The organism is Rhodococcus sp. IEGM 27, from assembly GCF_033142305.1.
GTDB lineage: Bacteria > Actinomycetota > Actinomycetes > Mycobacteriales > Mycobacteriaceae > Rhodococcus_F > Rhodococcus_F oxybenzonivorans.
In genome coordinates, this window is sequence record NZ_JAWLSG010000005.1 from 100,838 (window position 1) to 113,057 (window position 12,220).

General features: G+C 64.2%; 19 protein-coding genes. 15 read left to right on the plus strand and 4 right to left on the minus strand.

Translation table 11 applies throughout. From position 1 onward, the window contains the following. Nucleotide 1 precedes the first annotated feature (1 nt). From R4P95_RS18430 to R4P95_RS18485, 12 genes are all read left to right on the plus strand, one after another. Nucleotides 2-1,579, plus strand: a complete 1,578-nt coding sequence (locus tag R4P95_RS18430; protein WP_317746332.1) for a hypothetical protein — start codon at nucleotides 2-4, stop codon at nucleotides 1,577-1,579. Nucleotides 1,580-1,593: 14 nt separating this feature from the next. Next, complete coding sequence (locus R4P95_RS18435; protein WP_317746331.1) at nucleotides 1,594-1,983, plus strand: hypothetical protein; 390 nt, start codon at nucleotides 1,594-1,596, stop codon at nucleotides 1,981-1,983. Then, nucleotides 1,980-3,353: a hypothetical protein gene (locus R4P95_RS18440; protein WP_317746330.1), complete on the plus strand. Its 1,374-nt coding sequence runs from the start codon at nucleotides 1,980-1,982 to the stop codon at nucleotides 3,351-3,353. The genes R4P95_RS18435 and R4P95_RS18440 overlap by 4 nt, the downstream gene beginning before the upstream one ends. A gap of 11 nt (nucleotides 3,354-3,364) precedes the next feature. Beyond that, entirely contained in the window at nucleotides 3,365-3,535 is a 171-nt protein-coding gene (locus R4P95_RS18445; protein ID WP_317746329.1) for a hypothetical protein, read from the plus strand. Continuing rightward, a complete protein-coding gene (locus R4P95_RS18450; protein WP_317746328.1) occupies nucleotides 3,535-4,803 on the plus strand; it encodes a peptidoglycan DD-metalloendopeptidase family protein in 1,269 nt (422 codons plus the stop codon). The genes R4P95_RS18445 and R4P95_RS18450 overlap by 1 nt, the downstream gene beginning before the upstream one ends. Next, nucleotides 4,803-5,069, plus strand: a complete 267-nt coding sequence (locus R4P95_RS18455) for a hypothetical protein (protein ID WP_317746327.1) — start codon at nucleotides 4,803-4,805, stop codon at nucleotides 5,067-5,069. The genes R4P95_RS18450 and R4P95_RS18455 overlap by 1 nt, the downstream gene beginning before the upstream one ends. 4 nt (nucleotides 5,070-5,073) lie before the next feature. Next, nucleotides 5,074-5,334: a hypothetical protein gene (locus R4P95_RS18460; protein ID WP_317746326.1), complete on the plus strand. Its 261-nt coding sequence runs from the start codon at nucleotides 5,074-5,076 to the stop codon at nucleotides 5,332-5,334. Further along, nucleotides 5,334-5,528, plus strand: a complete 195-nt coding sequence (locus R4P95_RS18465; RefSeq protein WP_317746325.1) for a hypothetical protein — start codon at nucleotides 5,334-5,336, stop codon at nucleotides 5,526-5,528. Before R4P95_RS18460 ends, R4P95_RS18465 begins: the two co-directional genes overlap by 1 nt. Further along, nucleotides 5,525-5,887, plus strand: coding sequence for a hypothetical protein (locus tag R4P95_RS18470; protein WP_317746324.1), 363 nt, complete (start codon nucleotides 5,525-5,527; stop codon nucleotides 5,885-5,887). The genes R4P95_RS18465 and R4P95_RS18470 overlap by 4 nt, the downstream gene beginning before the upstream one ends. Then, the gene (locus R4P95_RS18475) at nucleotides 5,884-6,189 is read left to right on the plus strand and encodes a hypothetical protein (RefSeq protein WP_317746323.1); all 306 of its coding nucleotides are present in this window, start codon (nucleotides 5,884-5,886) and stop codon (nucleotides 6,187-6,189) included. Before R4P95_RS18470 ends, R4P95_RS18475 begins: the two co-directional genes overlap by 4 nt. Nucleotides 6,190-6,269: 80 nt before the next feature. Beyond that, nucleotides 6,270-6,608 carry a hypothetical protein gene (locus R4P95_RS18480; RefSeq protein WP_317746322.1) on the plus strand — a complete coding sequence of 113 codons (339 nt, stop codon included), beginning with the start codon at nucleotides 6,270-6,272 and terminating at the stop codon, nucleotides 6,606-6,608. A gap of 10 nt (nucleotides 6,609-6,618) precedes the next feature. Next, the gene (locus R4P95_RS18485; RefSeq protein WP_317746321.1) at nucleotides 6,619-7,803 is read left to right on the plus strand and encodes a hypothetical protein; all 1,185 of its coding nucleotides are present in this window, start codon (nucleotides 6,619-6,621) and stop codon (nucleotides 7,801-7,803) included. 631 nt (nucleotides 7,804-8,434) lie between these two features. Here R4P95_RS18485 and R4P95_RS18490 read toward each other — a convergent pair. Further along, entirely contained in the window at nucleotides 8,435-8,983 is a 549-nt protein-coding gene (locus R4P95_RS18490; RefSeq protein ID WP_317746320.1) for an MmpS family transport accessory protein, read from the minus strand. A gap of 131 nt (nucleotides 8,984-9,114) precedes the next feature. Between R4P95_RS18490 and R4P95_RS18495 the strand changes: the two genes are divergently transcribed. Next, nucleotides 9,115-9,249 carry a hypothetical protein gene (locus R4P95_RS18495; RefSeq protein WP_317746319.1) on the plus strand — a complete coding sequence of 45 codons (135 nt, stop codon included), beginning with the start codon at nucleotides 9,115-9,117 and terminating at the stop codon, nucleotides 9,247-9,249. Nucleotides 9,250-9,301: 52 nt separating this feature from the next. On the opposite strand, the gene R4P95_RS18500 is transcribed toward R4P95_RS18495, so the two are convergent. From R4P95_RS18500 to R4P95_RS33610, 3 genes are all read right to left on the minus strand, one after another. After that, nucleotides 9,302-9,538 (minus strand): hypothetical protein, encoded by a 237-nt coding sequence (locus tag R4P95_RS18500; RefSeq protein ID WP_317746318.1) that lies wholly within the window; start codon nucleotides 9,536-9,538, stop codon nucleotides 9,302-9,304. Beyond that, complete coding sequence (locus tag R4P95_RS18505; protein ID WP_317746317.1) at nucleotides 9,525-9,698, minus strand: hypothetical protein; 174 nt, start codon at nucleotides 9,696-9,698, stop codon at nucleotides 9,525-9,527. The genes R4P95_RS18500 and R4P95_RS18505 overlap by 14 nt, the downstream gene beginning before the upstream one ends. A 326-nt stretch (nucleotides 9,699-10,024) precedes the next feature. Continuing rightward, nucleotides 10,025-10,873, minus strand: a complete 849-nt coding sequence (locus R4P95_RS33610) for a DUF2510 domain-containing protein (RefSeq protein WP_397517788.1) — start codon at nucleotides 10,871-10,873, stop codon at nucleotides 10,025-10,027. Between the two features lie 69 nt (nucleotides 10,874-10,942). Between R4P95_RS33610 and R4P95_RS18510 the strand changes: the two genes are divergently transcribed. Next, complete coding sequence (locus tag R4P95_RS18510) at nucleotides 10,943-11,659, plus strand: hypothetical protein (RefSeq protein ID WP_317746316.1); 717 nt, start codon at nucleotides 10,943-10,945, stop codon at nucleotides 11,657-11,659. Nucleotides 11,660-11,671: 12 nt separating this feature from the next. Then, on the plus strand, nucleotides 11,672-12,175 hold the full coding sequence (locus R4P95_RS18515) for a very short patch repair endonuclease (RefSeq protein WP_317746315.1): 504 nt from the start codon (nucleotides 11,672-11,674) through the stop codon (nucleotides 12,173-12,175). Nucleotides 12,176-12,220: the final 45 nt, after the last annotated feature.

Below are 12,220 nucleotides of genomic sequence, written 5' to 3' on the forward strand. Positions count from 1 at the left end.
TGTGAGCTACAACCTCGACGCTGACCTTGCGACGATCGACGCCCAGGAGTACGAGGAGGCGGCGCTCGCGCTCCTGCGGACCCGGGTCACGATCCACGACAAGTATCTTGCCCTCGTCGGCGAAGTCGAGGGCGAATACGACGGCTCGTGGGAGACCATGTGCAACGAGGTCGGTGAGGCGTCGGTCGGCATCGACGGCCGCGACGACCTCGCGGCGTGGCTGATCGACGGACTGTCCCTCGATCACGACATGTTCCTGGTGTTCCGCTCTCCGTGGAAGAAGGCCTGCTTCAAGGTCTACGACATCGAGTACGACGAGGACGAGCACGGCGAGGCGATCGTGCGGCCGCTGGCCCGACATATCCTCGACGAGGCGAAACACTGGCAGTGCTGGCCAAACACGTTCGCGCCGCTGAGTGTCCAGGCGCCGAAGATCGACTTCCAGGCGGGCAACTCGATCAAGGTGATCAAGGGTTACGCGCATCGGAACCTGCTGCGACAGCAGCAACCGCTGTGGATTCCGTTCTTCGATATCTGGGACGCGGCGAACTGGCAGGCGAACTTCGACAACGCGAAGTGGCCGATGGTGATGATCCCGTACATCGAGTCACGCGATGGTGTCGGACCGTGGACCGCGCTTGGCGCACGGATGGACGACTTCTGGGATCTGGTCCACCCGACGCTCGAGGACGGCGGACTGCAACTCACCGGCGACCTGTGGGAACCCGGAGATCCGCAGCCGTGCCCGACCCACTTCATCCTCGATCGGCCGACGTTCGTGTTCGACGTCAAGAAGCGGGCCATGATCCCCGGCGTCACCGGAACGATCCTCGACCCGATCCTCGACCTGCTGCGGATCTTCGGCTCCGACGGCACCTCGGATACCGTCACGATCGCCGACCCGAACGACGACCCGAACAACACCGACCCGAACGGACCATTCGCCATCTTCCGCCGCGGCCAGCACCGCGGGCTGAAGTCGAAGATGGTGATCCACAAGCCGATTGAGCACTCGATCATGACGGGTGGACGCTCACCCGACGCCATCAACCAGGGTGCAAAGCTCGTGTCGAACATCCTCCTGGGGTTGCTCGGCAGCGCAATCGGCCTGCCATGGCTCACGCTGGGCATCTTCGACAAGGCCGTCGAGGACGTCATTCTGGCCTGGGCCATCGGGATTGACCATCAGCGCAAGGAGCGGATGGGGCCGTACTCGCACAAGGGCGGGTTCGAGGCCGGCGGCGGCGTCGCCATCTCGCCGTCCGGGTTGCAGACGATCCGAGTCGGACTGCACAAGGCGCGCGGCTACGTCTCGTTCGCCGCCGAGGTCGACGACGCGGCACCGTACCGTGTCGGTCTGCATATCGACGACGGGCATCGCTGCGGATTCGAGATCGGTGACCGGATCTGGCTCTCACACATCGCATCCGTCCGCCAGTCGTGGGACCGCGCCAATCCCGACCAGCCGTGGGAGATCAACGTCGGCGACTACCGCTCCGAGGAATTGGCCGGCACCCGCGCGCTGCGCGGACTCGAAGCCGTCAGTAGCGCGTTGCGCCAGCACAGCAGCGCTGTCTAGACCAGGAGATATCTGTGACACCCGAAGAACTACAGGCGGCGCTGCCGACCACCATGCACCCCTACGCCTACGCGCTGATGCATCCGCCGATGAACGGTGCCGGATCCCCGCCCGTCACGTTCGAGCCCGACGAGATCAATTCCTTCTGTCGGCACCTCGAGCGGCTGGGGTTCCGGCCCGTCGAGGAGTCACTCGACCGGTACGACCCACCGGCCACCGGGCCGATCCACCCACACAACCCAGGGCAGTGGCGCTCGAAGAAGATGCCCGAACCGAAACGCGCTGATCCCTACTCGCATATCCGTGCGCAGCTCGCCGCGCTCCCCGGCTCGGCTCAGGTTGACCTGCTCCGGGAAGCAATGGAGGAACCCAGCACCACTGAGCCGCCGGAGGAGTACACGTGACCTCGCCCGACAACTTTGTTCCCGGCGGACCGAACACCGGCTGGGACGATGTCGGCGATCTCGCCGACGCGCTCGGCACGGAGGGCATTCTGGGGTTGCTGTTCGGCGGATTCGCCAACCTCGGTTCGTTCCTCGACGGCCTCAAGGGGGCGGTAACCGGCACCAACCCCGGGACCGGCGCATTCACCGACATCTTCGACCACCTCCTCGGCATGGAGACCGTCGGCATCGAGAACGCCTCCGCGATCGCCGCGATCAACGCCGCCCTCGGCGGCGAGAACGGGACCGGCGTCTACTTCGTCGACACCTTCGACCGCCCGAACACGACCACCCTGGGCACCGACTGGACCGTGGTGGACCCGGCCGGCACCGGCCTCGGCATCGAGAACAACCAGGCCGTCGTCGGCCAAGCCGCGCCGGGCAGTGTGTGGGCCGCCTGCAACACCCTCGCCCTCGGCAACGACATGTCCGTCGCCGTCGTCGTCGGCTCCCTACTCGAGGCCGCTGGCCACGAGCTGGGCCTGCACGTGCGGATGAACGCCGAGCAGACCGCCTGGGTGTACCTCAACGTGTTCAAGAACAAGGTGTATCTGGGTCGCGCCACCCGCTCGGGTGGATCGATCACCTTCAACGACTGGGTATCGGTGACCTCCGGGATCACCGTCGCCAACGGCACCCAAGTCGAAATCCGGGCCACCGGCTCCACATACCGGGCGTTCGTCGGCGGCAAGCAGGTCGCCGCCTACACCGACGCCACCGTCTCCCACCCCGTCGGCGCGTCGAACCGCAGCACCGGGTTCCGCGTCGAGTACGACGACAACATCTTCGTCGGCGGTCGGTCTCCCGCACTCGGCTCCTTCGCGATGGCCGACATCACCGTCCCGGAAACCCTGGGCACCGGCTGGAACCTGTACCGCAACGCCACCGGAAGCTCGACAGGCACCTCGTGGACCTCCAGCGGTACCGCGTTCGGGTCCAACACGTTCGACGTCGAGGACCGCAAGGCGAACGTGATCGTCGACAACTTGGGTCTGGGGCGGATCAAGACCACCAAGGCTGGTTGGTACACGGTGACCGTGCACGCGACCACCAACACCGCCACCGCGAATGCCTCGGTCGGTCTGCTCGGTGGGACCGACCCCGGGGCGATGGCGATGATCAAGGTCGGGCAGGTCGGCCCCGACACCGATTCGTACGAATCTGGCACGTCGATCGTTGCGAGGAACTTCGGGGCGAGCTGGGTGGTGTACTGCCCCGCCAATTACTACCTGCAGCCGTGCGGGTGGAAACAATCCAGCTCGAACAGCATGTCGCTCGTCGGCAACCCCGCCGGATACAACACCAACTTCTCTGGCGCACTTATGGGATAGGAGCCCGAATTATGGCTGAGTCAGTCAATTTCAGTTTTACGGAGTTGCCCGGTGTCACGTTCATCGCGACCCGCGGCGCCGACGGTACAGGCGAACAGTTCGTGACGATCGAAACGACCACTGAGGGCGGCGCTCCGGTGGAGATCGCTGGGTTCCTCGGCCCCATCGAGGAGGCCGGCTGATGGCCCGGCGTGTCAGTCCCGTTGCTGCCGACTTCTATGTCACCAGCGGATTCGGCAACCGCGCTGGCGGTTTCCACTGGGGAACAGACTTCGGACGCAACGGCGGATCGGGCGGCCACCCGGTTTTCGCCGCGCAGGGTGGCTCCGTCGTGATGGTCGGTCCGGCATCCGGCTTCGGCGAGTGGGTCGTCCTCGATCACCCGACAGCAGACGGATCCGGGACGACGGTCTACGGCCACGTGATCCCCGAGGTCCGCCAGGGCCAGCGCGTCGAGGCCGGGCAGCGCATCGCGCGAATCAATCCCGACTCGAACACCAACGGCGGCGTTGCCCCGCACCTGCACTTCGAGGTGCATCGCTACATCTGGGTCCAGCCGGGACCCGACCGCCTCGACCCCGTTCTGTGGCTCGCCAGCTCGGCACCACCCGCAACAGGAGGTACACCAGTGGGACAGCTACAGGCTGACGTCACACTGCTCTCACCGAACGACTCAGGCCCACGCAACCCTGCGAACTGCACGCTCGCGATCGTCCACACCGACGAGGGCGACCCCAACGGGAAGGTCGAGGACCTCCTCGGGTGGCTCGCACAGGAACGCGCGCAGGCGTCCTACACCCTTGTCGTCGGCCGCGACGGACGGATCGGCCGGTCGAACGACGACAACTACGTGCCTTGGGCAGCAGGGTCACCTGCGAACGAGCGCGGCCTGCACCTGTGCTTCAAGGGCCGCGCATCACAGACCCGCGCCGAATGGCTCGCGCAGGGCCGCCAACTCGACGCAGGCGCCCGCGTGCTCCGCGACTGGCATGACCGCTACGGCATCCCGCTCGTCAAGCTCAGCGGCGCGCAGATGCGAGCAGGGCAGAAGGGCGTCGGCGGCCATGCCGACACCGTCGACGCCTGGCACTCCACTGACCACACCGACCCCGGCCCCGGATTCCCCTGGGACGTCTTGCTCGCCAAGGCTGCCGGAAACACCACTCCCGAGGAGGGCTTTCTCATGGCACTTTCCGATGCCGAGCAGCGACGCATCTACACCGAACTGACGCAGAAGCTGCCATCGCGATCGAAGTACCGCACCAACGATGAGCCGGTCGACACCTTGGCCGGAATGGTTCTCAACATCGACGCCCGCATTCACGAGGAGTCGACCGAGCGTGAAGCGCTCAACGGCGTGAAGGCCGCGATCGACCTCGTCCGCCGCGAGGCCGCCCGGGGTGACGCCGGAGCGAAGGCTGTCCTCGCACGGATCGAAGGGGGCAAGTGATGGGGCAGCACTCCGCACCGGACACGGCTACTCAGTCGCAGTACCCGTGGCGCGCGACCCTGCGCACCGTCGTCGCTTTCCTGATTGCGATCCTCCCGTACGTCGCAGCGTGGCTGGGCGACTCATCGTCAGAGGCGCAGACCGGCGCAGCCGCGGCGGCTCTTCCGATTGTGGCCGGCGTGACGCGGTTCCTCGCGCTCCCCGGCGTCGACGACGTACTCCGCAAGTACCTGCCGATCCTGGCAGCTACTCCCCGCGCGGAGTAGGCGCGTGCCGACCGGGTTCCAGCCCGAGGATCTCGCGTCGCCGTGGACGCTGGTCGGGCTGGCCTTTTGTCTCGTGCTCTTCGGGGTCCTGATGCCCAGGTGGCTGCACAAGTCGATCATCGACGACAAGAACAAGGAGATCGACGCTTGGCGGTCTACGGCGAACAAGGCTCTCGATCAGAACGCCGAGCTGCTCGAGCAGTCGAAAACGAGTCTGCACATCGGCGAGGAGATCAAACGTCTCGGTGAGGGAGGCGAGACCTGATGCGGGGGTGGTGGAAGCAGAAGCGCGACGCCAAGGCTGGTCGCGAAGAGGCGGAACGAACACTCGAGGAAGTCAAGAGCCGCGACCCAGAAATCGCCGAGCTGGGCCGCAAGCATCGAGTGCTGGTGGCGGTAAACGGCTTCGGCGAATCTGCTGAACGAGCCATCGCCATGCGGAAGAGGAGGCACGCGTGAGAGTGAACATGATTCTTGCCTTTCTGCTTGGCCTGGTGGTCATCTCGGTCTATGACGCGGAGACCGAGGCGCGCATCCTCATCACCTCCATGACAGTGCTCGCGTGGACCTTCTCGATTCTGTATGCCACCCGATCGAACTGGCGTGTCACACAGGCGGGCAAGGCGCTGATGTACACGTCGGCGGCACTCGCCCTACTGGGCACGCAGATCATGAGTGTCTGGTGGCTCGGGAACTACCCGTACAGAACCGAGATCCGCGACGTCGTTCTCTTGCTCCTCGTGCTCACGGTGCTGTACCGGATTCTCGTGCTCCTGAAGATCCAGGAGCGAGAGCACACGGAAAGGAAGCGGCTATGAGCCTCGGATGGATACCGAAGGTCGACTACATTTTCCTCTCGACGGGGCAGGACTGGATCTGGCGGCGCACCAACACCAAAGGCGCGCTCAATGTCGGCACGGAAGTCTCCGTCGTATGGGACAACGGCACCACCTGGGACGGCGTCGTTCTCGGGGACACGGTGTCGTTCAAGGTGGAATCCACCGACGCGGACCTGATCCCGAACGGCATGAGGTACGTCATGAAGATCAAGTACCCGGACGGCGACAACGGCGACGAGTTCGTGAACTTCAACTGGTACGAAGGCTCTGCTCGTCGGTAAGGCGTCTAACCCGTTCCCTCTCGAATCTTCTAGCCCCGCAGCCGATTCGGCGCGGGAATTTCTCATGACAGGAGCAAGTTGTGTCCATTGCTGTTACATCGACCAAGAATGCACTAGCGGACAGGTACGCCGCGCTCGGTGCATGGATCAGCGTGCATACCGGGGCGCCCGGCACCACGGGTGCCAATGAGGCCTCGGGCGGCGGATACGCCCGCAAGCAGACCACTTGGGGCACCGCCTCAGGTGGCACGGTCACCGGCACGGAGGTGACGATTGACGCGCCGGCCGGATCATTCACCGCGGCGGGACTCTGGACCGCTGCGACCGGCGGCACGTTCATCGACACCGTGGCCGTGGTCAGCACTCAACTCGGCGCGCCTGGCCAGCTGAAGATCACCCCGACCTACACCCAGACATAGGGAGCCCCGGATGCTCATCGACGGCAGGGAGGACTTCCCTGCACCGGATGTGGGCGCAGCCGTCTTCCCTCACGCCGACGCGGCCGTAGTCGACTTCCCCGCCGTCGACTCGGCCGTGGTCGAGTTTCCGCCTGCTCCGACGCCGATCGTTGCAGGGTTCGCCGCGTTCAGCGGCTCCGGCCAGCTCGCGATGGCAGTGTTCGCAATCGCGAGGGTGCATGCCGCGTTCACCGGCTCCGGCACGGCGACGGCGCTAATGTCCGCATTCGGCGGCGTAAAGGCCTTCGCGGCAGACTTCGCCGGGTCGGGTACGGCGTCCGCGACCATGGTTGCGGTTCTTCCTGCGAGCTTCGCGGGAGAGGGTCAGCTGGCGGCGGCCGTGAGTCCCGCACTGGCTGCTCAGTACTCGGGCGAGGGCGAGTTCGTCGCCCAGGTCTTCGCCATCGCGAGCGTGCCGGCCGACTTCACTGGCGAGGGTTCGGCAACGGCGGTCGTCGGAGTGGTCGGTGGGGAGTTCCCGATCTCGGCGAACTTCTCGGGCGAGGGCTCGGCGTCGGCAGCCATCGTGGCGGTCGAGTTCATCGCGGCTCAGTTCAGCGGCGACGGGCAGCTGGCCGCACCCTTCGCATCCGCGTCGATCGCGGCCTTCTCGGGTAGCGGATCGGCGTCCGCGACGGTTGTCGAGGTCGAGAAGATCACCGCAGCACTGAGCGGCAGCGGATCGGCATCGGCCACGGTGCGCCCCGCGCTCACGGCTGCATTCTCTGGCTCGGGCTCGGCGAGTGCCGACATGCGACCGGCCGCGCCCCAGTCGATGGGCATGGATAAGAGCGGCACCCAGGTTGTCGGACAAAACGTCTACACGAAGATCGTCGGATGGACTGCTCGAGCTGACCGCCCGGCCACGTCCATCGTCAATGACGGCCTCGTTATGAACGGCACCGGCAACGTGTCCATCGATGCGCACGTGGAGCGTTCGGGTTCGACCCTGAACTTCACCGCCCACGTCTGCAAGAGCGGCGTCGAGGTACTGACCCCGGTCACGATCGGTTCCGGGGCAACTGTCGCATCGATCACCGGAAGCTTGGCAGTCGCAACCGGCGACGTGATCACGGTCGAAGCGCAGGGCGCGTCGTCTGTGACTGGGAACCGGACCGTCACCACAGCGACGTATCTGACCGTCACACCGGTGTAAGCAAAATACCCCTCTGCCGAGTCGACACATCCGTCGACGCGGCTTTCTCATGCCCACGAAAGGGCAGCCAGTCCAACCCGGTTGGCAAGGGCCTGGTGGTGACCAATAGCTACGGTGCGCGAGTGAACCCGGGAGGCTGGCATTCAACCTCGGTTTCGCTCGCTCCTCAGCTGCCGCCGGGGATGATTCCCGCACGCAAAAGCTGGTCCATTACCCGATCAGCCAGCGAGTTACTGCGGGTGGAAATGGGGACCAGAAGTTCCAGCTGTCTCCGGCCAGATGAATGAAGCTGTCGATCTCAATCTCCTCTCCGGGTGATACCACCTATCCGAAACCCATCCATTCCCGGAAGCCGGGGATCGGGATGTACCAAACGTGGTCGCCGAGCTGCTGCCAGATCCACATCTGCAGTTGCATCATTCGGTCCTTTCAGTGCCAGGAGTTCCACCACTGCACTATCGGCCACAGGAACGGGAACCAGAAGTACACGTCGGGCCCGAATCCGATCACGGGTATCACCACCTCGGCCTCGACCCGGTACCGGTGATGTCGCCGTCGCCGACCAGCTCGTTACGTGACAACGCCCCCACCTCTTCGTGAGGTGGGGGCGTTTTAGCGTGTCAGCTGCCGCTCACAGCCCAGCGTTGCAGTTGACGACGGCATATTGGCCGGTGGCGGTCTGCTCGTCCTCAACCTCACCGTCGACTATCACGCGGCATGTAACCGACGTGCCTGTCGTCTGCGCTCCGACTCCCGCGATGACGAACGTCGACGGGTTGTTGACCGTCAGCGTCCACGGCGCGGGGACCGTGGACTGCTGCTGAATGGCCGAGTTCTCATCGAACCAGGTGACGTTGTTCAGCTCGCCAGAGTCTGAGATGACCTCGTAGACGATGCTCTTACCCTCGCCGCTCGGGGCTGCCGGTGCCAACGGGGGAATCGTGTTCCCACCTTCCGCCGGCGCAACCCCCGGCGCCGCGGGAGAGGCGGACGTTCCTGCGGTCGTCTCGCCCTTGTCCTCGCCGCCCGACGTCGCGACCGCAATGATGACGAATAGAACGACGATCGCCAGCAGAATCCACGGCCACTTCTTCCGCTTCTTGGGCGGCTGTTGCTGTGGGTACTGGCCGGGGCCCGGCTGCTGACCATAGGGCTGCTGAGGGGGCGGGGGCTGCGTCATCGAGCGTGAATCCTTTGGTTGGAGTAAAGAAATGCTGAGAGTTCCCTGTGGAATCGCACCGACCGCCCGGTTCGTTACGGGCAACATTCAGAGGGTGGGACTCATCTGCTGCCTGTAGCGTCCAACCGGACATGACGACGCGGCCGGACGACCCGAACCTCAACGACTTCGTGCGTTGGGAGCTGTACCGGCGAAGATTGGTGGACCGGCTGGGGCGTCCCTTCCCGACCGATCCGGGCCAGCAGGACGATGCAAGCGGGGACTGACACGACAGCTCCCACGTCTTCGCGAGGCGGGGGCGATCGTCGTCGGGTGGCGCTACTTCACCAGGTCCGTCCGGGCACCGCGGCCCGGACGGTTGGCCTGCCATTCGTCGATCGTCTTCTCGGACCAGCCACCGACCGACCCGCGCTCGAGGGTCCCGTCGTCCTTCACTGGCCCGATCGTCACATCGGGTGGTGGCAGCTTGTACCCGCTCAGCGTGGGGTCAGCTGCACCGATCCTCTCGGCGAACTGCCGCTTCGACAGGTAATGAATGGTCTTACGCTGCCGCATTGCGCCGCCTCGCGTTGCTGATCGCCCACGCCCCAATTCCTGCCCAGATCGCCCACATGGCCAACATGGGCGTGCTGTAGTTCGTGACGGTGAGGACGCCCAGGGCGACCGCGCTCGCCGCGGTGGCCTGAATTCCCCGGTCTGCGATGTAGGTGTTCATCGTTGCCTCCCTGATCGGATCGGTGAGACGATGTGGTGGGACCGGCCCGGTGCCTTCGGGCCGGTCCCCTTCACTTACTCTCCGCGGTTCCTGCGGTTCTGCCAAACCTGGATGGCTTGGAGTAGAACGCTGACACCCGCGAGGATGAGTGCCACATCGGTTTTCATCCGATTCCTCTCTGTAGTTGTTGCCTGGCCGGTTGGCCCGACAAAAAGAACTATACCGTATTGAACGGATAAGTAAAACCGTTCGAGACGGATATGTTCGCTGAGGAATTGAAGCAACCCCCCGCTCTCATGGTGACAGTGATGGCGTTTGCTTTTTGATCAGCGTCCCCGTGCCAGGGCTGAAACGCATTCCTGAACTTGTTGCCCGTACTTGTCTCCGGCAGACACGTCGAGGACGCCACGCCCGAACGGCAGTGTGGATACCTCTCGAGTGTTTCCGGACAGTCCCATGACCCCGAAGTCTGGCGTGACCCAAACGGCCCCTGATACGGACCGTGAACCATCCGCACGAAACACATTCGCAGCCGTATAGGTGTACTCGATTCCGTCCACGATCGTCGACACTGCTGCGATGTGGTTGAGGCTGCGGCTTTCAGTGAGTGACGCCTCGATCGCGGAGACAATATTTGGGTCGGGCTCTTCACAACCCGCCTCGGTGGCGGTCTGCGCTGGCGGAAGTAGTGCCGCACCTGGAGTCGCCCGAGTTGTCGGGGTGATCGGTGGCGGGGTTGGCCGCGTGGATGCAGGCGTCGGGGCCGGCGCCCGGGTGGTCGTCGTGGGGGTAGCGGAGGCGGTCGTCGTTTCCGTCGTGGTGTCGATCGTGCTGGACGCCGTCGATTCCTCTTCATCCGAACCGACGGCGCTGACTCCGCCCCACACGGCAACAGCCGCGGCTATGACACCGACCGCGATCAGGTTATTCCGCTTCCGCACCTTCGGATCGATTGGCGGCGGCGGATCCTTTGGGCCCTCTTGGATCGCTCGCGGCTTGGTTGCTGAGGTCCACTGCTTGCCGTCCCACCAGCGAAGCTGAGATCCGCCCTCCGGGTCGGGGTGCCAGCCTGCTGGGGGTGTCGGTGTCGTCACCTGCGCATCAAACCAGACGACCTGGACAGGCGGTATAGATCGTTTGACCGTATCGCGACGTGGCAAGGACTGGTGCAGCACTCGCCGCCAAAAGGCGGCTTGTGCCGCTGAAACTGCGTGGGAAAGCCGCTCGCAGCCTAGGCTTTTCTTATGATGCGAGCGTGGCTGTCGGGTGACCGGCGCGACCTGCAGGAACTCGCTGAACTCCTGTCCGCGGGCGATACACGCGTGGTGATGGACGATGGTGATTACTACCTGACTTCTGAGGATATCGACCACCCGCTCGATAAAGTGCCCTTCAGTCAAGCCGCCGCCCGTCTGCTCCTTCGTGTCAATGGTCTCGCTCGTGCCGCGAACGCCGACTTTCGTCCAGTGGCGCTGGCGGGGCGGTACGACCGAGGGGACGCGAGTGAGACAATATTGGTTGTGGAGGATTCGATCGACGCGCGAGATTACGCGAGTCCGATCGTGGCGTCCGCACCCGATGACGCGGTTCCGCCGTCTTCAGTGAGGCCGTCCGCGCACTCTCAACTTGGCGCCCTCATCGTTGCGCATCCAGAAGTCGGCGAAGCGTTGGGGTTAATGGGACATCAATATCCTCTCGGTTGGGCCGAGATGTATAAGGTCTACGAGATAGTCCGGGTGAGCGTGTTACCGCGAACGATCGAGAGCTTGGGTTGGGCCAGCAAGGTCGAAATTTCGTCTTTTACAGCCTCGGCTAACCATCCCGATGTCAGCGGAGAAAACGCGCGACACGCCCGATGGCCAAGCGCGCCGCCGCGGCGGACGATGACGGTCGAATCAAGCCGCCAGTTCATCGGGATGATCGTGACTTCGTGGCTGGCCTACCTGAGGGCACAGACGTGAAGCGGATTTGCCATGGCATATCAACGCGGCCGTCCTTCTAGTGCCGCCCGTAACCCGCAGTGCGACACTGAAGGTGCTTCTTGGGCGAGCACGCCTGCAGTGCGCAGGCGGATGCAGCGCCAGCGTACTCGCGACACCTCCCCGGAAATTGCGATCCGAAAACTCGTGCACGCCGCCGGTCTACGGTACAGAGTGGACGTTTCGCCCCTGCCCAATCTGCGCCGGCGCGCCGACGTTGTGTTCAGGCCGACGAGGGTCGCCATATTCATAGATGGATGCTTTTGGCACGGTTGTCCTATTCACGGGGTTCGCCCGACGAAGTCGAACAGGCAGTACTGGAAAGAAAAGATTGTTCGAAATCAAGCGCGGGACCGAGACACGGACGAGCGACTCGCTAAGGAAGGCTGGATTGTTATTCGCGTGTGGGAGCATGAGGACCCACTACTCGTCGCGCAACGCATTCTAAGAACCGTTGCTGATCGTCGAAAGGATGACCAGCGCTTACAGTCTAAGTGAATTCCCACGAGTATTTCCGGGCGCTCTCCTAGGTATTCGGCCCTG